Here is a 21,633-nt window from a genome sequence, read left to right as displayed (position 1 = left end):
CAGCTGTTTTATTTTAGTGGGTTAAGTAAGCATAAAATACATCAATTACAGCAATGGAACCAGTGCTAAGTAAGAGCCATTTACGTTCCTGCCATTTTTCTAGTAGTCGTTGTTTCATGTAAAACCATTCCCTTATTACTTTATTAATTTGTCATACAGAATAAAAATAATAACGGGAAGTGCCAGTTCTGTCAACCAATTAAACTGCTTTTTTCTTGTTGCCAAAGCTGATAGATAATCTGAAAAATTAAAAATAAACTAAAGGCGGTTAAACTGTCAGCAACGATAGAAAGTTCACCAAGTTGGAAATCATTTATTGGTGTATCCCAAACAAAGTGTAGCAATACGGCTGCGATTACCCAGAAAAAGCCCCATTTTTTACTAAACAGACGATTTTTACTATAGATAGTGAATACACCTAAAGAGACGAGTCCGGTATAAATCCAGTGAGAAGCTAAGGCACCAGAAAGGCGTGAAAAGGCAACGGCAAAAATTTGCGAAAAATCCTGACTAGCTTGATTAACTAAATAAGAAACATCTTCTGAAAACTGAAAGCCTAATCCGACTGCCATACCTAAAACAAAGACAGCTGCCGAACGTCTAACTTTTAACAATTTCAATAAAAGAAAGACCACTAAAAATTTAACACTTTCTTCTACTATCGGTGCAGTTAGTGCATCTTGCCAAGCTTTAATAAACTCTCCATTACCAAAAACCAGATGCAAAATTTCGACACCAGCTTGATTGCCGTAAGCTGCCAACCAACCAGGCATGAAATAGCCACAAACAAAAGCTAGTGGAAAAAAATAATAAGGTAATTTAAATTTCTTTTCTAGCCGGTAAAATAAATAAGTCGCCGGAATTAAAAAAAGTGCCACTAATAGAAAGGAGACGAGCAAAATCAAATATTGTTGATTCTTAATTGGTAAGGCAGCTAACCCTAATAATTCATAATCAAAACCGACGGCGAATAGGAACAGTGCAATCACTAAAATTAGCTTATTTTTCATGTGCTTTCCTCCGTGAAAATACCTGGTTTCGCCGTAACAGAAATTTTTTCTTGTGTAAAAGGGTGAGTCAAATGAAGTTGCCAGGCGTGTAGCATTAAACGACCAGTGGCGTCTTTACTGTATAGCGGATCCCCAACTAAAGGATGCCCGATACTAGCCAAATGCACGCGAATTTGATGAGTGCGACCAGTTTCTAACTGGCAATAAATTGCAGTTTGTTTTTTTAAATGTTGGGCGACTGTGACGTGGGTAATGGCTGGTTGTCCATTTTTTTGATCAATTCGGCGTTTCCGACGGTCGTGACGATCACGCCCAATTTTTTGGTTGATTGTTAAATCATTGGTGATGTTTCCCCAAACAAGCGCTTGGTAGCGACGATAAATTTGTTTGCTTTCTAATAATCGCCCCAAAATTGGTAGTACGAATTGATTTTTTGCAAATAAGATAGCGCCACTAGTTTCTTTATCTAAGCGATGGACCACATGGGGCTGGAAATCTGGCGCTAAATAAGCAGCTAAATGATTCAATAAAGTATCTTGTTCTGCTGGCTGATTAGGATGAGTTTTCATACCAGCAGGTTTATTTACAATGATGAAATGTTGATTTTCATATAAAGGCTGCACTAGTTTGGCATCGCCTAATAAAATGTTACGGACAGGATAATCGCTGTCAGCAATTTCTAAATCAATTTGGTCGTGGGCTTTTACTTGGTCTTGGAAATGCACTGGTTGTCCATTGACTAAAATACTTTTTCGAGTTCGGATAAAATGACGGACTTTTCTAGGAACCAGCCATTCTTCTTCCAATAATTCTTTGACCGTCATAGTTTTAAAATCTTCTGCTAATGTCATAGTAAATTCCATTTTATTTCACCTCATATCTTGGATATTGTATCATTTAACGATTATTTAAGGAAAATATTAATTTTTTCTACTTTTCTCGTGGTAAAATCGTGTCATTATGACTCTCGGTCTTAAGACTCAGGTCAAACAAAATATAAATATGCTACACTTTTGAATAGAATTTATAGAAATGGAGATCGATTGATGGATTTTCAAACGATTTTAGACAAACTAAAAGCTTTTTTTAGCTCTATCGGACGTGGTCTAGGGATTTTTTGGCGCTGGTTGAAACCACATTTAATTACTTTTCACCACTGGCGCAAACGAATTTGGAAAAAGTTTTATATCAATAAAATCTTGCTGCTTTTAGCATTGGTAGGGATTTTGGTTACCAGTATTTACCTTTTTGTTTTAGCCAAGTCAGTTGATGTAGAAACTTTGGAGTCTAGCTTAAAACAGTCCACGGTGATTTATGATCAGGATAGTCAAAAGGCGGGGACTTTATACGGTCAAAAAGGAACCTATGTTGAAGCAGATCAAATATCTGACTCAGTAAAAAATGCGGTGGTTTCGACTGAAGACCGAAGATTTTACGAGCATCATGGATTTGATATTAAAGGGATCGCCCGAGCGGCCTTAGGAATTGTGACTAGTGGTCGGATTACCGGCGGTGGTTCCACCATTACGCAGCAGTTGGCTAAGAATGCCTATCTCAGTCAAGATCAAACTTTTCAGCGAAAAGCCAAAGAATTATTCATGGCACTGGAAATCGAAAAAAAATACAGCAAAGATGAAATTCTGACGATGTATTTAAATAATTCTTATTTTGGTAACGGAGTCTGGGGTGTCCAAGATGCAGCCCACAAATATTTTGGTGTAGATGCTAGTCAATTAACTGTGGGAGAATCCGCGACAATTGCCGGGATGTTGAAGGGACCAAGTATTTACAATCCGATCGATAATTTAGAAAATGCCACCAATCGCCGCAATACGGTCTTAAGTTTAATGGCAGAAAACGGCAAAATTAGTGCCGAAGAACAAACTCAGCAAGCTAGTGTTGATTTAGGCAGTTTGTTAAATGATACTTATTCATCGGAAGAAGCCGGATATACTTACCCATCTTATTTTGATGCGGTTATTAATGAAGCTGTTGATCGATATGGCATTAGCGAAAAAGCATTATTAAACAACGGTTATCAAGTTTATACTGCGTTGGATCAAGATTATCAAAAACAAATGGAAAGTACTTATGATAATGATTATAACTTTCCTGCCGCTGCTGATGATGGTGTTGCACCACAATCCGCTTCAGTTGCCTTAAATCCGCAAAACGGAGGCGTTCAAGCATTAGTTGGTCGTCGTGGCGAGCACGTCTTTAGAGAATTTAACTTTGCTACTCAAATGCGCCGTTCACCAGGTTCAACTTTGAAACCACTGAGTGTTTATGCGCCAGCTTTAGAATCTGGTTATACTCCTAGCAGTACTTTACAAGACTCACCATTAGATTATTATGATGTGAAAAATTATGATGGCACCTATTCTGGGGAAGCCGCTATGTATCAAGCGGTAGCTCAAAGTTTGAATATTCCAGCCGTTTGGTTGCTGCATGAAATGGGGATTGAGAAGGGCTTTAATAAAGTTGAAGAATTTGGGATTGATTTAGATGATTCCGATAAATATTATGGCTTGGCTTTAGGTGGATTAAAAACTGGTGCTTCGCCCCTTGAAATGGCTCGAGCTTATGGTGCTTTTGCGAATGAAGGAAAAATGTATGATCCTTATTTAATTACTAAAATTATTGATTCGACCGGCGCAGTGATTGTTGATAATACGAAACCGAAATATGAACAAGTGGTGTCGAAAAAAGTAGCTAATGAAATGACCAGTATGTTGTTGGGTGTCTTTAGTAACGGAACCGGCGTAGAGGCTGCACCGTATGGTTATACTGTGGCAGGAAAAACGGGTACGACAGAAACAAACTTTGATGCCACTAAAGTTAACGACCAATGGATTGTCGGTTATACACCGAATGTGGTGATTTCGACTTGGTTAGGCTATGAAAATGTTAGTGAATCCCATTACTTAACCGGTACAAGTGGACAACAAGTCGGTCAAATTTTCAAATCAGAAGCAGAAGGCATCTTACCTCATGTCGAGACAGCCAATTTTGAAGTAGCAGATGCATACGTGACTGGCGGTGAAGTAATGACACCTGATGAAGTCAATGAACAAGCCGTTGATCCAAATACTACTGATGGTGGAACGACTGATTGGGAAAACAAAATAAAAGAATTCGGCGATAAAGCTAGTGAAGGGATTGATTCGGCTGTCGACAAGGCTCGTCAAGGAATCAATAATTTTTGGCAAAGGATACAAGGAAATTAGCCGATAAAGCAGTTTCATGTTACAATCAAGTGTAAATTTCTTTAAGAAAAGGTGGATATAAGCATGGCAAACATTTATGATTCAGCAAATGGATTAGAACAAGAATTACGAGAATTAGACGAATTTAAAGCATTAGAAGCAGCTTTTGCAACATTACAAGCAGACGAAGCAGCTTTCGCTTTATTCAAAGAATTCCAAGAAATGCAACAAATTTTACAAGAAAAACAAATGAATGGTGAAACTTTCACTGATGAAGATGCAGACAAAGCGCAAGAAATCGCAATGAAAGTCCAACAAGAAGCATTAATCAACAGCTTGATGGAAAAAGAACAAGCATTCAGCGTAATTATCAACGACTTAAATCGCATCATTATGACACCGATTCGTGATCTTTACCAAGGCTAAGCAAAACTTTTGTAAGACTAGGACATTTTTGTTCTAGTCTTTTTTTGTTGCAACAAAGGAAGCATCTTTTGCAACAAACTAAAAAACAGAAGCTTCTGGTTTAGTTTAATGCTAAATTATCAATACAGAGGGGGAGCAAGATGAAAATTAATTGGTTGTGGGATAAAAATTATCCAAAAGAAGAACTGGGAGTAACGTTACATCCAGTCAATGAAAAGTTGACCAACAAACTTCAGTCATTGTTTACAAAAACGGTTGAATTAGAAGTCATTCAACCAGTAAATGAACGACGCTTTAAAATAGATTCTCAAATGATCTTTATGATTGAAGCGATGGACCAGTTATCAAAAGTTTATACAAATGATGATCAAGTGTTTTATTTGAAAGGTCGTTTGAAAGATTTTACTGATTTACAAGCAGTTCAACTTTTTCGGATTAATAACTCAGTCATTTTAAATTTGGCGCAAGTGACTAGTTTCAAAAATGGTCAGTATGCCAGGCTAGAAGTATTTACTAAAAATGGACAAACTTTTTCAGTCAGTCGCCATTACGCAAAACAAATCAAGGAGGCATTACAATGAAAAATTTAAAAAATCAGTTTATGCAAGCAGCGTTTTTAACTACGGTATGGTTATTAATCATCATCAATCTCGGCTTTGGCAATCCACAAGTACAATTTTCCTATTTTTGGCATATTATTGTTATCGCAATAATTATCGGTGGTGTTTTTGGCGTAATTTATCCTTATCTTTGGAATTTTGGGACATGGTCGGCACCGGTGAATATTGTGATTACAACTTTGATAAATTTTGCTGCTGGTTATTTAGCAGTTTATCTATTCTCAGTGGAAATGTTTCAAATTATCTTGCCATTTTGGGGATTATTTTTATTGATTAATCTAGTTTTACACGTAATTGGTTTTTATTTTTACCGTAAATTTCAAAATAAAAAGATAGTGGAAGAATTGAATCAGTTAACTAAATGATAAAAAAAGGCTTGGCAGTTCGAACAACTTCACAATTGTGCAATAAAAAGGTATAATCACATTAGTTACAATTATGCACAAACGTGAAAAGGTGGGATGTCGTTTTGAGTACGGAAGAAGATAAATTATTGGTTAGAATTGCCGAAATGTATTACCAAGAAGATAAAAATCAAAATCAAATTTCTAAAGAACTAAATATTCACCGTAGTACCATTAGCCGTTTATTAAAACGATCGAGAAATGAAGGAATCGTGAATATCTCCATCAACTATGATAAGGCTGGTTCCTATCACATTGAAAAAGAGTTACAAGAGAAATTTGGATTAAGAAAAGCGATCATTGTACCAGCGGCGAACGACTTAAGCCGCGGACAAAAGGATCTTTTATTGGCTGACGGTTTGGATTCCTATTTGAAGGAAATTATTGCTGATGATATGATTATCGGGTTTTCATGGGGCGAGACCATGTCTGCCATTCCTTCGGGGTTGACGGATCATCATGCTTCAAATATTTTATGTGTACCTATGATTGGTGGGCCCTCTGGCAGATTAAGTAGTGATTTTCACGTTAACACTATCACTTATGAAGCTTCCAAAAAATTAAATGGACGAGCATTATTAATTGATTCACCGGCTTTTCCTGAGACGGTCTCACTAAAAAAAGCGTTGATGGAAAATGAGTTTAATCAAGAGTTAATTACCTATTGGCGCAGAATTGATATTGCTATTTTAGGAATTGGCTCACCTAGTTTAAAAGCTAGCGAAAGTTGGAAACAATTTTATGGCGAAGATGTGCTAGCTTATTTGGAAGGAAAAAAAGTTATTGGTGATGTGGTATCTCGGTTTTATAATATTGCTGGTGAACATATTGAAAATGAATTAGACGAGCGTCTGATTGGCATTGATGGAACAGATTTAAAACGTGCTGCTTATCGAATTGGCGTTGCCGAATCTGTGGAAAAAGCGGACTCTATCGCTGCAGCTTTAAAGGGTGATTACATTAATGTTTTGGTGACTACCGAAGAAACAGCCAAAGAAGTTTTAAAGAGATGAGTGGTCTAAAAAACCGCTTATTTTTTTTTGCCTAAATCTGCACTTTTGTGATTTAAGAATAAAAAAAGTGAAAATAGTTATTGACAACGATTACATAAGGGATTAAACTAACTTATAACAAATGTTAAAACAAAATCACAAATGTTAAAAAGGTGGGCAAAAAAATGGATTGGTTAGAAATTAGTGGGAAAACAGCGATTGTGACAGGCGGTTCTTCAGGAATTGGTGCATCGATTGTAGAAGAATTATGCGAGTTAGGGGTTAACGTGGTAAATGCCGATATCCAAGCAGGCAAGTTTAGCCATGAAAATTTATTATTTAGCCAAACGGATGTGACTCTAGCTGATTCAGTCAATCAAACAGTTGATCTAGCCGTGGAAAAATTTGGAAGAATTGATGCCTTAGTTAACAATGCAGGCGTAAATATTCCAGCACTTTTGGTAGATGAAAAATTAACAGACGATGGCAAGTTTCAAGTGAATGAACGTATTTTTAGCAAGATGGTTGATATTAATTTAAAGGGTGTTTATTTAATGGCACAAGCGGTCGGTAAGGTTTTAGTGAAACAAGGTGATGGCGTGATTATCAATATGTCTTCTGAATCTGGTCTGGAGGGTTCTGAAGGTCAAAGTGTGTATGCCTCAACCAAAGCGGCAGTAAATAGTTTGACACGGTCATGGGCGAAAGAATTAGGAAAAAAAGGTGTACGAGTAGTCGGAATTGCTCCTGGCATTATGGAAGAAACAGGTTTAAGAACCATTGATTATGAGACGGCCTTAGCCTACACCAGAAGTATTACAGTAGAAGAATTACGAGCAGGCTATACCAATACCAAGACAATTCCTTTAGGACGAGATGGAAAATTATCTGAAGTTGCTGATTTAGTTGCTTACTTTATGTCCAATCGTTCAAGTTACATCGCTGGAGTGACCGTCAATGTAGCTGGAGGAAAAACCAGAGGATAAGGAGTTTAATTATGAATAAAGTCATTTTAGTTGCCCACGGAAAATTGGCACATGAAATGAAAAATTCAGCCGAAATGATTTTTGGTGAATTAAAAGATTTTCAGACAGTCGAGTTTCTAAATGGCGATGGTTTACAGACCTTACAGGAAAAAATTAAAGAATCAATGACGGACGCAGCCAATTATTTAATTCTATGTGATTTATTTTGTGGGACACCGTATAACGCCAGTTGTGGATTAGCGTTAGAACAGCCCGATCGAAAAATTGAAATTGTATCTGGAATGTCATTACCTTTAGTTTTAGAAGCAGCTAGTATGCTGGAAAATAGTCAGTTATCAGAAATTGTTACTCACCTGACGACTATTCCTAGTCAAACAGTTCAAGCTTTTAGTCAACAAGTAATCGAAGATGAGGAGGATTTTTAAAAATGAAAATTAAACTATCAAGAATTGATGATCGCCTGATCCACGGGCAAGTTGCCACCGTTTGGGCAAAAGAAGCGGGAGCTGGTCGCATTATTGTAGTCAGCCAGGAGGTTAGTGAAGATGATATTCGTAAAACCTTAGTGAAACAAGCAGCACCACCGGGAATTAAGGTGAACATTGTCGATCCGGAAAAAGCGGTAAAAGTATACAACAATGCTAAATATGCTGACGAGACGGTTTTCTATTTATTTACCAATCCAATGGAAGTGGTAACTATGATTGAAGCGGGAATTCCAATTCAATCAATTAATATCGGAGGAATGCAATTTAAAACAGGTAGAACACAAGTTACAAAAGCTGTTTCAGTGGATGAAACAGAAGTGGCAGCCTTTAGAAAATTAGCAGAAATGGGTGTTGAACTAGATTTACGAGTGGTGGCAACTGATCCAAAGGGAGATTTTGAAGGGAAATTAAAAGAAGCGGGGCTTTAATCAGAGGAGGAAGTGTAAATGGAAGTATCAACTCTACAAATTGTACTTATTTTTATTTTTTCATGTATCTGCGGAATGGGCAGTGTGTTAGATGAATTTCAGACACATCGACCACTGATTGCTTGTACGATTGTTGGTTTAATTTTAGGGGATGTCCAAACAGGAATTATTTTAGGCGGTACGCTGGAATTAATTGCGCTAGGTTGGATGAATATCGGAGCAGCTCAATCACCCGATTCTGCGCTGGCTAGTGTCATTTCAACGATTTTAGTAGTAGTAGGGCAGCAAGATATTCAATCCGGCATTGCGATTGCTTTACCGGTCGCAGCAGCTGGTCAAGTCTTGACGGTAATTGCCCGCACTATCACAGTTGCATTCCAACACGCAGCAGACAAAGAAGCTGAAAAAGCCAATTTTAATAAAATTATTTTCATACACTTTAGCGCCTTATTTGTACAAGCGTTACGGGTTGCAATTCCAGCTACTATCGTGGCGACCTTCGTTAATGCGCAGATGGTGACTAAAATGTTAGATATGATTCCAGATGTTATTACTGGTGGTTTGGCCGTTGCCGGTGGCTTTATCGTAGTGGTAGGTTACGCGATGGTCTTAAATATGATGAGCGTTGCTTATTTGATGCCATTCTTCTATCTAGGTTTCGTTTTAGCTGGTTATCTTGACTTTAGTTTGTTGGCATTTGGGGTTATCGGATTAATTACAGCTTTGATTTACATTCAATTAAATCCTAACTTCAAGAAAAATGAAGTACAAGGAAATTACGTAGCAGCCGTTGTCGCAGGCGAATTAGCTGACGATGAGTTAGAAGACTAGGAGGAAGATCAAATGGAGATAACCGAAACAGTAAAAACTAAAAAAAATATTTATTCGCAATCACAATTAACTAAAAAAGATTTAATGACAACTTTTGTTTTTTCAAACTTCCAACAAGCCTCTTTTAACTACGAACGAATTCATGCATTAGCTTTTTGTGTTGATATGATTCCGACAATCAAACGAGTTTATCACACGAAAGAAGAGCAGGCTGAAGCTTTGCAGCGACACATGACCTTCTTTAATACGACACCAGCTGTCTGTGGACCAGTAATTGGTGTGACGATGGCGATGGAAGAGGCCAAAGCAACTGGGGCAGATATTGATGCGGGTACCATTAATAGTTTGAAAGTTGGTTTGATGGGGCCTTTAGCAGGGGTAGGCGATCCACTTGTGTGGGGAACTTTACGGCCGATTACAGCAGCATTGGGTGCTTCACTAGCTTTAAGCGGAAATATTATGGGACCAATTTTATTCTTCTTGGCCTTTAACGCTGTTCGATTATCGATGAAATGGTTTGGTTTAACTTATGGTTTCAGCAAAGGAATGGACATTGTTAAAGATTTATCGGGAAATTTATTACAAAAATTAACCGAGGGTGCAACTATTTTAGGACTATTTATCATGGGTGTCTTGGTAACTAAATGGACAACGATTAATATTCCATTGGTGGTTTCTCGAACACCAGGTACCGATGGAAATACGGTAATCACAACTGTTCAAAATGTTTTAGATGATTTGGTGCCAGGTTTGCCGGCATTAGGCTTAACATTGTTAATGATGTATTTATTGAAGAAAAAAGTCAGTCCGATTGTTTTGATTTTTACATTATTTGCTGTCGGGATTATTGGTTACTGGTTAGGTATTTTAGCATAAAAAAATGGGGGATTTAGTCATGAAAACAAAAGCAGTTCGCTTATATGGAAAAAAGGACTTGCGTTTAGAAGAATTTGAATTACCTGAAATTAAAGAAAATGAGATTTTAGCTTCAGTTGTGACAGACAGTATTTGTATGTCCACTTGGAAACTGGCCAATCAAGGAGCAGATCATAAAAAATCACCGAACGATTTGGCTGAAAACCCCATTATTATTGGACATGAATTTTGTGGGGAAATTCTAGAAGTTGGGGGTAAATGGTCTCACAAATATAAAAAAGGTGAACGTTACGTTGTTCAGGCAAATTTACAACTGCCAGATCGACCAGATTGTCCTGGTTATTCTTATCCTTATACGGGTGGTGATGCGACGTATATTGTTATTTCAGAAGATGTGATGAATCAGGATTGTTTAATTCCATATAATGGAGAAACTTATTTTGAAGGGTCATTAATCGAACCGTTGTCTTGCGTAATCGGTGCTTTTGAAGCAAATTATCATACTAAAAATGGTAGCTATGAACACCACATGGGAATCAAACCCGATGGAAATTTGTTAATTATGGGTGGAACCGGTCCAATGGGATTATTGGCGATTGATTATGCACTAAATGGACCAGTCAAATCTAAAAAAATTGTAGTGACTGATCAACATGACGATAAATTAAATCGTGCGGCTAAATTGTATCCTAGTCAAAATGGTATTGAAGTTAGTTATGTAAATGTAAAAGACTTACCTAATCAAGCAGAAAAATTATCAGAAATTGTTGGCGGCGGCTTTGATGATATTTTTGTGATGATACCTATCGGTGAAGTGTTGACGGAAGCGACTAAAGCATTGAATCCTGACGGCTGTTTAAACTTTTTTGCCGGACCACAGGATAAAGAATTTACTGCAACGGTGAACTTTTATGATGTTCATTATTCAGCAACGCATTTTGTCGGTACATCTGGTGGAAATACAGAAGACATGCGAAAAGCGGTGGCTTTGATTGAAAATAAACAAGTAAAAGTTGCCAATGTAGTGACTCATATCTTAGGTTTAAATGCAGTGGCAGAAACTACATTAGATCAACCAGCTATCGGTGGTGGAAAAAAATTAGTTTATACCCACAAAAAAGCTGATTTAACTAATCTGGCAGAATTACCAGAAAATAGTCCATTGGCAGAAATCTTAAGTCAAACCGATGGTATCTGGAGTAAAGCGGCGGAAGAATATGTATTAGCCAACTATCCAGAAATTTAAAGTGAACGCTCTTACTACGGTAAGGGCGTTTTTTAACGAACATTTTCGTCACTTTGATGGTTTTTGGGCTGTTAAAAATTTTTCTTGTGATAGGATAAGGAAAATAGTATAAAGAGGCTAGATTATGCGTGGGATAAAAATTTTTTTGACGACATTGACTTTGTTAGGGATGATTCTTTTAGCGGGGATGTTTTTTGCATATCATCCCAAAAAGGAAGTCACCTTAGCGAAAACTGAGCAGACGGAAGAGAAGAAGAGTGAACCTAAGTCTGAAGTGGTTGAGAAAAAAGAAAAAGACAATACGATTGCAGCAGTAGATAAAGCACCAGAGTTAAGTGATTATTTGACGCAACAACATTTTTCTGGCACCGTTTTGGTTGTGAAAAATAATCAAGTCTTGTTGAGTAAAAGCTTTGATTTAGCCAATCGTGAAACAAGAGAAGAAAATACAGTGGCAGACGGTTATTATATTGGTTCTGCGCAAAAAGCGATTGTGGCTACGGCCTTATTACAGTTAGAAGAAGCAGGCAAATTAAAAATTACTGATCCGATTGGAAAATATATTCCTGATTTTCCTAATGGAGACAAAATTACATTAAAAAATTTGTTGAATCACACTAGTGGTATTAATGGTCGTTCTGAAGGCAGTCTAGCAGTTACTCCACAACAAGTTGTGTCAGAAATTGCAGCCAAAGGAATTAAAGAAGAACCAGGAAATTGGTCGTATACAGATAGTAATTATGCTTTGGTAGGCTATATTGTACAAGTTGTTAGTCAGATGGATTTAAAAACATATATTCAAGAACATATTTTTGATAAAGCCAAGATGCAACATGCTGGTTTTGGTGAAGCACCAAGAGATTTACCGGCACCTGTAACTTCCTATCGGGTAAAAGATGGTCAGTATGATCAACAAGTTATGCCAGATATGAGTCAATTATTTGGTGCAGGGGATATGTTTATGACGGCGACAGATTTATATTTATTCGATCAAGCTTTGATGAAGGGAACTTTAATCGATGAAAAAGAACGTACGGAGATGTTAACTTCTGGCAGCAGCTCCACTTACGGAGCAGGATTTTATGCTGAACCGACAAAATATACATCTCATGGGGTTATCGGTGGATTCAATACGATGAATAGTATCAGTCGAGATGGGAAAATTTATGTTGTGCTGTTGGGAAATACTAACCAGACGGATTTAGGTGCTGTAAACAATCATTTATTCGAATTATTGTCAGAAAACCGCTAAATTTAGCGGTTTTTTTCTCGATAAAAATACGAACAAGTTTTCGTTTTTTGTGGTAAAATATATCAGATTGGGGGGATTAGGATGAAATTTTTACACGGGGCAGATTTGCATTTAGACCGTTCATTTGAAGGGTTAACCAATGTAAAAAACGCCTTTCAACCTTATTTAATGGAAGCAAATCAAAAAATGTTGGAAAATATCGTCGACTTGGCGATTGCTGAGGACGTGGATTTTGTTTTATTGGCGGGGGATACTTTTCACCAACATCGTCCTACTTTAAAGACACAACAACATTTTTTTGCTCAAATGAATCGTTTAGCGGAAAAAAATATTCCAGTGGTGATGAACTTTGGTAATCACGATTATTATCAAAGTCAACGGTATTGGTTTGATTTCCCTGAAAATATGCAGCTGTTTACTGATGAAACAGTAGCCACTAAAAAACTACAATTAAAAAACGGACAAGAAATTGCTATTAGCAGTTTTAGTTTTGACGGTCCCATCATTGAAGCTGAAAAAATTGATCAGTTTCCTAGAAAAACAAGTAACTTTCATATCGGTATGTATCATGGAGGTCAATTTCCTTATGCGCCTTTTACTACCTCAAAGCTAGCGGAAAAAGGTTATGATTATTGGGCACTGGGCCATATTCATGTACCACAAATGGTTTCTGAAATGCCTCCAGCTTATTATTCGGGAACACCATTAGGTCATACTAAAAAAGAGAAAAATCTAGCAGGTGTATTGTTAGTTGAGGAGCTGGCAGGAAAAATCAAGTTACAAAAAGTACCAGTCGCACCTGTTGTGTGGCAGGAACTGACTATTTCCTTAAAAGAAATTCGTCGTAGTAATCAATTATTACCTTATTTAGTGAGTCGAATAGCGATGACGCAACCGACCCTAATTCAACTTAAATTAACCGATAATCCGACACTGGCAGAAGAAATTCAATATCAATTAGCCTCTGGCGAATTATTGGAAACCTTAAACACTTCTTTACCGGCAGAAATTTTTGTGACTGAGGTTGCATTCACCTCCACGACAAATGAGCGACATTATTTGGCAGTCGATGAGTGCTTAGTGGATCAATTGTTAACAACTTATCAGTCGGAGGCAGTTTTTACAGAACAGTTAGCGGAAGTTAATCCTAAATTACAGGAACTTTTGACAGCTGATTTCCAAACAGAAGTGTTACAAAATGTTCAAGAAAAAATCAAGCAGGCCTATCGCTTCAGGAGGGAAAAAGATGTGGATTAAAAAAGCGGAAATTACTAGTTTTGGTAAATTAAAACAGCAGAAATTTCTCTTTGAAGCGAATAATCAGCTGGTTTTTGGTTTAAATGAAGCAGGAAAATCCACATTATATCAATTTATTCAAGCAATGCTTTTTGGTTTTCCAACAAAGAAGAAAAAAGGTGCTGATTATTCACCTACTGACGGAAGTGGTTTTGGTGGTAAGCTGACGATTGTCCATAGCACTTTAGGAGAAATCCAAATTGAACGTTTTAAAAATAAAAATAAAGGCAAAGCACAATTACGTTTTGCTGATGGAACAGTCGGAGATGAGGGGCGTTTAGTGCAACTGTTGTATCCTTTAAACATCAACTTATTTCAAGATGTATTTACTTTTCAACAGGAACAGTTGCAACAATTAGAGCAGCTGCAAGAAAATAAATTGCATGATGCGCTGATTTCTCTAGGATTATCAGGTAGCAATCAATTGTTCACCCAAAAAAATCAGTTACAGCAACAAGCCGAAACCCTTTATCGACCAAGAGGACGCAAATTACCATTAAATCTTGCCTTGGAAAAACTGGAACAACTAACAGAAAAGATCCAACAAAAAGAGCAACAGGAAAAAAATTTCCAAGAGTTGGTAGTCGCGGCTGATGAAGCTAAAAAACAAGTAACGCATTTATCAACCACTGACCAGGAGTTGCGAAAAAAACAAGTAACACTTGAGCAACAAAGACTGAACTTTGATAATTATCAAGAATTACGTCAATTGCAGCAAACAGATCTTTCTTTGACTAGCACTCCAGCTGAACAGACGGCTTTGCAGGAGTATTATCAAACCTACCAGCAATTAATGAAAGAGCAAGAACAACTCCATCAAGCTTTGCAAAAATTCAGTGGCAATCAAGCGTCAGCTCGCTATTATTTTTATTTAGAAAATGAGACAAAAATCAAAGAATTATCGGCGCAACAACTGCCAGTTAATCGTCTGATAGATGAACAAAGTCATAATCAGCAACAGCTAAGAGAAACAACCGACCCTTTCTGGCAGACGGATCTGCCAGAACCTTTTGAAAATGACACAGCCGTATTAAACTTCTTAAAACCAGTAAAAGCGGTGAATCAAGAATTACAAGAATATCAAATTCGGTTAAATTTACTGACAGAACAGCAACAAACAGCGGAAGAGCAGCTAAATGCTTACGAGAAAAAACATCCTGAAGTCTTTAAACCTAAGAAAAAACAACCATGGGGATTTTTGTTAGCTGGTGTGAGTGTGTTAGCCGCGGTATTTTTACCGTCTCCTGTTCGCTTTGTGTTTATTGCAATGGCACTAGTTGCCATTATTTTTGCAATTAAGCCGAAAGTCGCTAGTGGAAATAAAGAAACTTGGCAAGATCGCTTAAATCAATTGGATTTAATCAATGAACAGCTAATGACTGTGAAAAAGCAAGTCGCTATTTTAGCTGAACAACAGAGTAATTTAGTAGCAAATGCTCAGCAGGAATTAAAGCGGCGAAATCTTTCAACAGAATTGGAAGAAGTTCGTTTATTAGCCAGTAATCAAAAAGCGCTGCAATTTTTAAGTCAACGACAAAAGCAAACCAACTTAAAAAAACGTAATCATGAAATTAATCAGCAGCTGTTACAGCTAACTGCACAATTTCAATTTCTGACAGAGTGGTTACCGCTGCAAGATAAACCAATAGTGGCCCAATTTCAACAATTGAATGATTTTGCGCAAGAAATGGAACAAATTCGCTTTGCGGAAACGTATCAAGAAAATGCAGTCTTACAGCAACGGATTCATCAAAATCAAAAAGAGCAACAATTGTTGTTAAATCAGCACCAGCAATTGTTAAAGAGTAGCGAGTTAAGCTATCCAGCTGAGATTAATGATTATTTGGCGCAGCAACAAAAAATTATGCAGCAGCAACAACGTTTACAAGATTTAAGTCAGACAGTAGCGCCATTGTTTCCAGAAACAGTTGATTTGATACAAATAAATCAACAAATGATAGCTGTACAACGACAGTTAGAGGAAACTCAGTTGAAGTTGCAACAAGCCCAAGAAAAAGAACAACGCTTGAGAATTGAAATTCAACAGATGCAAAAGGATGGTACGCTGGATCAGTTGTACCAGCAACAAAGTCAACAACAAGCAGTCATCAGCGACTTGTTAAAAGAATATGCGATAGCAAAAATTGAAGGACAGTTGCTGCAAGATATCGCGACAGAGTTATCTCAACAGCAGTTACCAGAGTTAGTTACTAAAGCAGCGGAATACTTCCAAATTTTAACTGGTAAAAAAGCCCGTTTAGATTTTTATGAGGGAACATTGACAGTCAATCAACGTTCAGTTTATCAATTGTCGACAGGTACTAAAGATCAGCTTATTATGGCTTTTCGTTTTGCTTATTTGGCAGTCGAATCAGCAGATCCAGTGGGGCCAATTATCATTGATGACGGCTGGTTACATTATGATCACCAAAGAAAACGACAATTAGCCGAACTTTTAGCAAAATTTAGCCAAAAATATCAAGTGATTTGTTTGTCATCTGATCAAGAAATGGTAAGCTATTATCAAGAACTCCATCAGACAGTTTGGGAATTGAAGGGAGCATGACATGAAAAAAATTAAAGAGTTGACGGTAGATGAAACATTTGAGATGTATGTCTTAATTAAAAATGCCGATGTTCGATTAGCAAAAAATGGGAAAAAATTCATCGCCTTTACTTTCCAAGATACTTCTGGCAGCATTGATGGTAAATTTTGGGATGCGTCAGAAGATGAAATTACCCGCTTTAAAGCTGGTTTAGTAGTGGCTTTGAATGGTAAACGAGAAGTCTACCAAGGCAATCCTCAAGTCAAAATTTTACATTTACGGCTGACGCGTCCAGATGAACCAAGTGATCCAGGCTTATATATGGAAAAGGCACCTGTCAAACGAGAAGAAATGGAAGAAGAATTCAATCAAACCTTGTTTGAAATCACGAATGCTCATTGGAACCGAATTGTCCGCTTTTTGTTGAACAAATATCAAAAAGAATTTTTCGACTTTCCAGCGGCAAAGCGTAACCACCATGCTTTTTCTGGCGGATTGGCTTTTCACACATTGACTATGTTGCGCTTGGGTAAATCTATTACCAAAGAATACCCACAAATTAACGCATCATTGTTATATGCGGGTATTATTTTACATGACTTAGGAAAAGTGTTGGAATTAACCGGTGCAGCAGCTACTGAATATACGGTGGCAGGAAATTTAATCGGTCATTTAGTATTGGTGGACGAAGAAATCACGAAGGCCTGTCTAGAATTAAAGATTAGCGAATTTGATGAAGATGTCGTAGTTTTACGGCATATGGTTTTAGCTCATCATGGCTTATTGGAATATGGTTCTCCGGTACGACCAAGAATTATGGAAGCAGAAATCTTACATCAAATTGATAATATTGATGCTTCAATGCAGATGATGACTAGCGCAGTCAAAAATGCAGAGCCGGGAACATATACGGAAAGAATTTTTGGTATGGATAATCGTAGTTTTTATGTTCCTAAAGATGTTTAAGAAAATGGAGACATGAAGATGGATAGTGAAAATGTAGAGAAAAAAACAGAAACAGAAGAACGTGTAAAAATCGATATTGCTTCACTGTCAGCTGATGAGGTGAAGGAAAAGACGGATGCCGGTCAGACTAACCAAGTCAAAGAAGATCTCTTGAAATCTGACCGCCAAATCATTCAAGAAAATACGATTAACGTATTTAACCTATTGAACTTAGTCTTAGCAGCATTGGTTATTTTTGTTGGTTCTCCTAAAAATGCGCTGTTCTTTGGTGTAGTAATTATCAATACGTGTATTGGTGTCTTCCAAGAATTAAAAGCCAAACACACCATTGATAAGTTGTCAGTCTTAGCCAAAGCTCAAGCTACCGTTATTCGAGATGGCTATGAAACCTTGGTGGATCAAAATGAAATTGTTTTAGACGATACGCTACTCCTACGAAATGGCGATCAAATTCCAGTTGATGGCAAAATTATTCAGACAGAAGGTTTAGAGGTCGATGAATCTTTACTAACTGGTGAAAGTGATCGGGTCTCAAAAAATATAGAAGACAAAGTTTTTAGTGGTAGCTTTGTGACAGCGGGAACAGCTTTTTATGAAGCGACTGCAGTAGGAAAAGATAATTTTGCCCAAAAGCTCACCCAAGCAGCCAAAAGTAAAAAAAATACTTCTTCGGATTTAGTTAAAATTTTAGGCCGAATGATTGCAGTATTAACGGTTTTAATCGTACCTGTCGGTTTAGGGATGATGTATTCCCAATATTTAAGTACAGATTCTTTCAAGCAAGCGGTCTTAGGTACAGTGGCTTCATTAGTTTCCATGATTCCAGAAGGATTGATGTTGTTAACGAGTGTTGCTTTTGCCGTTGGGGCAGCCAATCTAGCGCGACGAAAAGTCTTGGTGCAATCAATGTCTTCAATTGAAACCTTGGCGCGAGTAGATACGATTTGTCTCGATAAAACTGGGACGATTACAGATGGTACCTTGAAATTTGAAAAAGCCATTTTAGAAAAAGTTAGTGGGCAACGTTTTGAACAAATTATGAATGCCTTAATGACCCAATTACCAGATACGAATGCGACAGCCAATGCTTTACGAGAACGCTTCAAGCAAAAAAGTAATTGGTACAAGAAAAAAATTATCCCCTTTTCTTCTGCTCGTAAATGGAGCGGCGTTAGTTTCGAAGATGATGGCAGTTATGTGATTGGTGCACCAGAATTTGTTTTTACTCGGGTACCGGCGATTGTCTATGAACATGCCCAGTCTTTTATGGAAGAAGGCTATCGGATTCTAGTTTTAGCGAGTTATCCGAAAACTTTAACAACTGAATTAACTGAACCAGTCGAATTATTAGCAATTTTAATTATTTCAGATAATTTACGAGAAAATGCAGCAGAAACTTTCGGCTATTTTGAACAACAAGACGTGACTTTAAAAGTTATTTCGGGAGATCATCCATTAACCGTTTCTAAAATTGCACAAAAAGCTGGCATTAAAGATGCTGATAGCTATATTGATATGTCGAATTTATTAGGTAGTGAAAGCTATCAAACCTTGGCACGAGAAAATACTGTCTTTGGTCGAGTATCACCAGAACAAAAACAGCGTTTGGTGGAAGCTTTACAAAAACAAAAACATACGGTTTGTATGACTGGAGATGGGGTCAATGATGTCTTGGCACTTCGCCAAGCAGATATTGGTGTGGCGATGGCGAATGGCAGTAGTGCTGCCCGAGCCGCATCAGATGTCATTTTACTAGATTCTGATTTTAAAAAGATGCAGGATGTTTTAAAAGAAGGCCGGCGCGTGATTAACAATATCGAGCGTGTAGCTTCGATGTATCTAGTCAAAACAATTTATTCCGTCATTTTGGCAGTGATTTTCATGCTAGTGACGTGGCCGTATCCATTTGAACCGATTCAATTAACGCCAATAAACGCGTTAACAGTAGGTATTCCGTCCTTCTTCTTAGCTTTGAAACCTAGCTACGAACGAATCAAAGGCGATTTCTTAAATAATATTTTGCGGGTCTCGGTTCCTGGAGCGGTTACGGTGGTCGTAGGAATTATGCTGGCACAATTGGCTGGCTGGTCGTTTAATTTAACGACGTTGTCTACTTCAACGATTTCCGTTTTCTTTACTGGGTGCGTAGGATTATTTGTACTTTACACCGTTTCAAAACCATTTGATCAAAATAAAGTCTTGTTAATTGTAGTCATGTCAGGACTATACTTGGCTTGCTTCTTAGTATTTAGAGATTTCTTTAATTTTGACCAGTTATTGGACCGTGATTTATTTTTTGTCATTCCATTGGCATTTGGCGGATTCTGGTTCTTTAATTTCTTAACTAGCATGATGCATCACGTGGTGAATTGGCGAGGACGCTGGCAACGAAGAAAATTCCGACCTTTCACTTAAAACAAATCAAGTCAGGAGAACAGAAAATGTTTTCCTGGCTTTTTTGGTATGATATACTTAAAAGAAAAAATGCCTAGGAGGCACGCAGATGACTTTAGCAGATTTACAAAATGGTTCAGATATTCGTGGAATTGCAATCACAACAGAGGATTTAGAAAAAAACCTGGGAGAAAATGAAGCCGCTTTAGTTGCAAACGGAATTGTTCATTGGCTAGAAAATAAAGGGGTTAAAAAACCTTTTAAAATTGGGATTGGTCATGATAGTCGTTTAACTGGACCCAGCTTAAAACAAGCAATGATAGATGTTTTTGTAGCCGCTGGTGTAGAAGTATTGGATTTTGGTTTAGCTACCACACCTGCTTTATTTATGGCGACTCAGTTTGATGAATTTGCTGTAGATGCTGGTATTATGCTAACAGCCAGTCATTTACCTTATTATTTCAATGGGATCAAAATATTTAGTCAAACGGGTGGTGCTGAAAAAGAAGATATCGCTTATATTTTAACTCACACGGAAAGTTTACCAAGCGGCGATGGAAAAGTGAGCCAAGCTGATTTGCTATCTCGCTATGCCCAAGATTTAGTGGAAAAAATCAAAGCTGGAATTGATTCTGAGACCGATCAACCACTAAAAGATTTTAAAATTATTGTGGATGCTGGAAATGGCGCTGGAGGCTATTTTGCAGAGAAAGTCTTAGCTGTTTTAGGAGCCGACACAACTGGTTCACAATTTTTAGAACCAGATGGCAATTTCCCTAACCATATCCCAAATCCTGATAACAAAGAAGCGATGGCTAGTATCAAAGCTGCTGTTTTAGAAAATGAAGCTGATTTAGGGGTCATTTTTGATACTGATGTGGATCGTTCTGCCATCGTTTCAAAAGATGGTCAAATGATTAATCGCAATAATTTGATTGCCGTTTTAGCAGCGATTGTTTTACAAGCAGAACCGGGTGCAACAATTGTGACCAATTCTCCAACGACAGATCATTTGAAAGATTTCATTGAGGCAAAAGGCGGCAAACAATACCGCTATATTTCAGGGTACCGCAATGTAATTAATAAAGGAATGGATTTAAATGCAGCTGGTATCAATACACCATTGTCGATTGAGACAAGTGGACATGCGGCTTTTAAAGAAAATTATTTCTTAGATGATGGTGCCTATGTTATTGCCAAAATTTTGATGTTGTTACCTCAGTTACAAAAAGATGGTCAAACGTTAACGGATTTAATGGCTGAATTGGTCCAACCAGAAGAAACCTTGGAAGTTCGTTTCAAGATTGCTGGAGAAGATTATAAAAATACCGGCGTAGCAATGATTGAAACCTTCAAAAATGAGTTGGCAAAAGTTGAGGGCTTTGCCGTTAATCCAGAAAATGAAGAAGGGGTACGATTTAGTGTCAGCGCACCTTTTGGTCAAGGTTGGTTATTGTTGCGGATGAGTCTCCATGAGCCGTTATTGGTTTTACAAGTTGAAAATGATCAAGCTGGACAAATTGAAAAAATCTTACCAATCTTACGAGATATTTTAGCATCAGACAAACAGATTGATTTAACTAAATTAGACGCAATCATCAAAGGCTAAAAAGCAATTTTCTTGCATTTTTTTGTTAGGCGATTCATCATAAGATTTGAAAAGAGG

At 37.4% G+C, this 21,633-nt stretch carries 19 protein-coding genes; 17 read left to right on the top strand and 2 right to left on the bottom strand.

The window, feature by feature from the left end; genetic code table 11:
* Nucleotides 1-191 precede the first annotated feature (191 nt).
* Nucleotides 192-1,010, bottom strand: coding sequence for a PrsW family glutamic-type intramembrane protease (locus KUA55_RS16805; RefSeq protein WP_218327557.1), 819 nt, complete (start codon nt 1,008-1,010; stop codon nt 192-194).
* Nucleotides 1,007-1,873 carry an RluA family pseudouridine synthase gene (locus KUA55_RS16800; RefSeq protein WP_218327556.1) on the bottom strand — a complete coding sequence of 289 codons (867 nt, stop codon included), beginning with the start codon at nt 1,871-1,873 and terminating at the stop codon, nt 1,007-1,009. Before KUA55_RS16800 ends, KUA55_RS16805 begins: the two co-directional genes overlap by 4 nt.
* Nucleotides 1,874-2,056: 183 nt before the next feature.
* Here KUA55_RS16800 and KUA55_RS16795 point away from each other — a divergent pair, with 183 nt between their 5' ends.
* The 17 genes from KUA55_RS16795 to KUA55_RS16715 all read left to right on the top strand — a co-directional run bounded on the left by KUA55_RS16795 (nt 2,057) and on the right by KUA55_RS16715 (nt 21,576).
* Nucleotides 2,057-4,237, top strand: a complete 2,181-nt coding sequence (locus KUA55_RS16795; protein WP_218327555.1) for a PBP1A family penicillin-binding protein — start codon at nt 2,057-2,059, stop codon at nt 4,235-4,237.
* 63 nt (nt 4,238-4,300) lie between these two features.
* Nucleotides 4,301-4,642 (top strand): YlbF/YmcA family competence regulator, encoded by a 342-nt coding sequence (locus tag KUA55_RS16790; protein WP_218327554.1) that lies wholly within the window; start codon nt 4,301-4,303, stop codon nt 4,640-4,642.
* Between the two features lie 140 nt (nt 4,643-4,782).
* Nucleotides 4,783-5,223, top strand: coding sequence for a LytTR family DNA-binding domain-containing protein (locus KUA55_RS16785; protein ID WP_218327553.1), 441 nt, complete (start codon nt 4,783-4,785; stop codon nt 5,221-5,223).
* Entirely contained in the window at nt 5,220-5,627 is a 408-nt protein-coding gene (locus KUA55_RS16780) for a hypothetical protein (protein ID WP_218327552.1), read from the top strand. The genes KUA55_RS16785 and KUA55_RS16780 overlap by 4 nt, the downstream gene beginning before the upstream one ends.
* A gap of 104 nt (nt 5,628-5,731) precedes the next feature.
* The gene (locus KUA55_RS16775) at nt 5,732-6,679 is read left to right on the top strand and encodes a sugar-binding transcriptional regulator (RefSeq protein ID WP_218327551.1); all 948 of its coding nucleotides are present in this window, start codon (nt 5,732-5,734) and stop codon (nt 6,677-6,679) included.
* Nucleotides 6,680-6,843: 164 nt separating this feature from the next.
* Complete coding sequence (locus tag KUA55_RS16770) at nt 6,844-7,644, top strand: SDR family oxidoreductase (protein ID WP_218327550.1); 801 nt, start codon at nt 6,844-6,846, stop codon at nt 7,642-7,644.
* Between the two features lie 11 nt (nt 7,645-7,655).
* On the top strand, nt 7,656-8,069 hold the full coding sequence (locus KUA55_RS16765; protein ID WP_218327549.1) for a PTS sugar transporter subunit IIA: 414 nt from the start codon (nt 7,656-7,658) through the stop codon (nt 8,067-8,069).
* Between the two features lie 2 nt (nt 8,070-8,071).
* Nucleotides 8,072-8,560 carry a mannose/fructose/sorbose PTS transporter subunit IIB gene (locus KUA55_RS16760; RefSeq protein WP_218327548.1) on the top strand — a complete coding sequence of 163 codons (489 nt, stop codon included), beginning with the start codon at nt 8,072-8,074 and terminating at the stop codon, nt 8,558-8,560.
* An 18-nt stretch (nt 8,561-8,578) separates the two neighbouring features.
* Nucleotides 8,579-9,391, top strand: coding sequence for a PTS mannose/fructose/sorbose transporter subunit IIC (locus tag KUA55_RS16755; RefSeq protein ID WP_218327547.1), 813 nt, complete (start codon nt 8,579-8,581; stop codon nt 9,389-9,391).
* A gap of 12 nt (nt 9,392-9,403) precedes the next feature.
* Nucleotides 9,404-10,267: a mannose/fructose/sorbose PTS transporter subunit IID gene (locus KUA55_RS16750; RefSeq protein WP_218327546.1), complete on the top strand. Its 864-nt coding sequence runs from the start codon at nt 9,404-9,406 to the stop codon at nt 10,265-10,267.
* Between the two features lie 19 nt (nt 10,268-10,286).
* The gene (locus tag KUA55_RS16745) at nt 10,287-11,513 is read left to right on the top strand and encodes a zinc-binding dehydrogenase (protein WP_218327545.1); all 1,227 of its coding nucleotides are present in this window, start codon (nt 10,287-10,289) and stop codon (nt 11,511-11,513) included.
* A gap of 124 nt (nt 11,514-11,637) precedes the next feature.
* The gene (locus KUA55_RS16740) at nt 11,638-12,765 is read left to right on the top strand and encodes a serine hydrolase domain-containing protein (RefSeq protein ID WP_218327544.1); all 1,128 of its coding nucleotides are present in this window, start codon (nt 11,638-11,640) and stop codon (nt 12,763-12,765) included.
* Nucleotides 12,766-12,846: 81 nt separating this feature from the next.
* Complete coding sequence (locus KUA55_RS16735) at nt 12,847-14,022, top strand: metallophosphoesterase family protein (RefSeq protein WP_218327543.1); 1,176 nt, start codon at nt 12,847-12,849, stop codon at nt 14,020-14,022.
* Nucleotides 14,012-16,627: an ATP-binding protein gene (locus KUA55_RS16730; RefSeq protein ID WP_218327542.1), complete on the top strand. Its 2,616-nt coding sequence runs from the start codon at nt 14,012-14,014 to the stop codon at nt 16,625-16,627. The genes KUA55_RS16735 and KUA55_RS16730 overlap by 11 nt, the downstream gene beginning before the upstream one ends.
* Before the next feature lies 1 nt (nt 16,628).
* A complete protein-coding gene (locus KUA55_RS16725) occupies nt 16,629-17,573 on the top strand; it encodes a 3'-5' exoribonuclease YhaM family protein (protein WP_218327541.1) in 945 nt (314 codons plus the stop codon).
* An 18-nt stretch (nt 17,574-17,591) separates the two neighbouring features.
* Entirely contained in the window at nt 17,592-19,988 is a 2,397-nt protein-coding gene (locus KUA55_RS16720) for an HAD-IC family P-type ATPase (RefSeq protein WP_246601583.1), read from the top strand.
* An 88-nt stretch (nt 19,989-20,076) separates the two neighbouring features.
* Nucleotides 20,077-21,576 (top strand): phosphohexomutase domain-containing protein, encoded by a 1,500-nt coding sequence (locus KUA55_RS16715; protein ID WP_218327539.1) that lies wholly within the window; start codon nt 20,077-20,079, stop codon nt 21,574-21,576.
* The last annotated feature ends 57 nt before the right edge of the window (nt 21,577-21,633 follow it).

Origin of the sequence: Enterococcus alishanensis (genome assembly GCF_019218635.1) — a bacterium.
GTDB lineage: Bacteria > Bacillota > Bacilli > Lactobacillales > Enterococcaceae > Enterococcus_A > Enterococcus_A alishanensis.
This window is presented reverse-complemented; position numbering and strand designations above follow the sequence as displayed.

Bases quoted from the DNA above. Each gene is read 5' to 3' on its own strand.
- KUA55_RS16805 (WP_218327557.1), bottom strand. From the start codon at position 1,010: ATGAAAAATAAGCTAATTTTAGTGATTGCACTGTTCCTATTCGCCGTC.
- KUA55_RS16800 (WP_218327556.1), bottom strand. From the start codon at position 1,873: ATGGAATTTACTATGACATTAGCAGAAGATTTTAAAACTATGACGGTC.
- KUA55_RS16795 (WP_218327555.1), top strand. From the start codon at position 2,057: ATGGATTTTCAAACGATTTTAGACAAACTAAAAGCTTTTTTTAGCTCT.
- KUA55_RS16790 (WP_218327554.1), top strand. From the start codon at position 4,301: ATGGCAAACATTTATGATTCAGCAAATGGATTAGAACAAGAATTACGA.
- KUA55_RS16785 (WP_218327553.1), top strand. From the start codon at position 4,783: ATGAAAATTAATTGGTTGTGGGATAAAAATTATCCAAAAGAAGAACTG.
- KUA55_RS16780 (WP_218327552.1), top strand. From the start codon at position 5,220: ATGAAAAATTTAAAAAATCAGTTTATGCAAGCAGCGTTTTTAACTACG.
- KUA55_RS16770 (WP_218327550.1), top strand. From the start codon at position 6,844: ATGGATTGGTTAGAAATTAGTGGGAAAACAGCGATTGTGACAGGCGGT.
- KUA55_RS16765 (WP_218327549.1), top strand. From the start codon at position 7,656: ATGAATAAAGTCATTTTAGTTGCCCACGGAAAATTGGCACATGAAATG.
- KUA55_RS16760 (WP_218327548.1), top strand. From the start codon at position 8,072: ATGAAAATTAAACTATCAAGAATTGATGATCGCCTGATCCACGGGCAA.
- KUA55_RS16755 (WP_218327547.1), top strand. From the start codon at position 8,579: ATGGAAGTATCAACTCTACAAATTGTACTTATTTTTATTTTTTCATGT.
- KUA55_RS16750 (WP_218327546.1), top strand. From the start codon at position 9,404: ATGGAGATAACCGAAACAGTAAAAACTAAAAAAAATATTTATTCGCAA.
- KUA55_RS16745 (WP_218327545.1), top strand. From the start codon at position 10,287: ATGAAAACAAAAGCAGTTCGCTTATATGGAAAAAAGGACTTGCGTTTA.
- KUA55_RS16740 (WP_218327544.1), top strand. From the start codon at position 11,638: ATGCGTGGGATAAAAATTTTTTTGACGACATTGACTTTGTTAGGGATG.
- KUA55_RS16735 (WP_218327543.1), top strand. From the start codon at position 12,847: ATGAAATTTTTACACGGGGCAGATTTGCATTTAGACCGTTCATTTGAA.
- KUA55_RS16730 (WP_218327542.1), top strand. From the start codon at position 14,012: ATGTGGATTAAAAAAGCGGAAATTACTAGTTTTGGTAAATTAAAACAG.
- KUA55_RS16725 (WP_218327541.1), top strand. From the start codon at position 16,629: ATGAAAAAAATTAAAGAGTTGACGGTAGATGAAACATTTGAGATGTAT.
- KUA55_RS16720 (WP_246601583.1), top strand. From the start codon at position 17,592: ATGGATAGTGAAAATGTAGAGAAAAAAACAGAAACAGAAGAACGTGTA.
- KUA55_RS16715 (WP_218327539.1), top strand. From the start codon at position 20,077: ATGACTTTAGCAGATTTACAAAATGGTTCAGATATTCGTGGAATTGCA.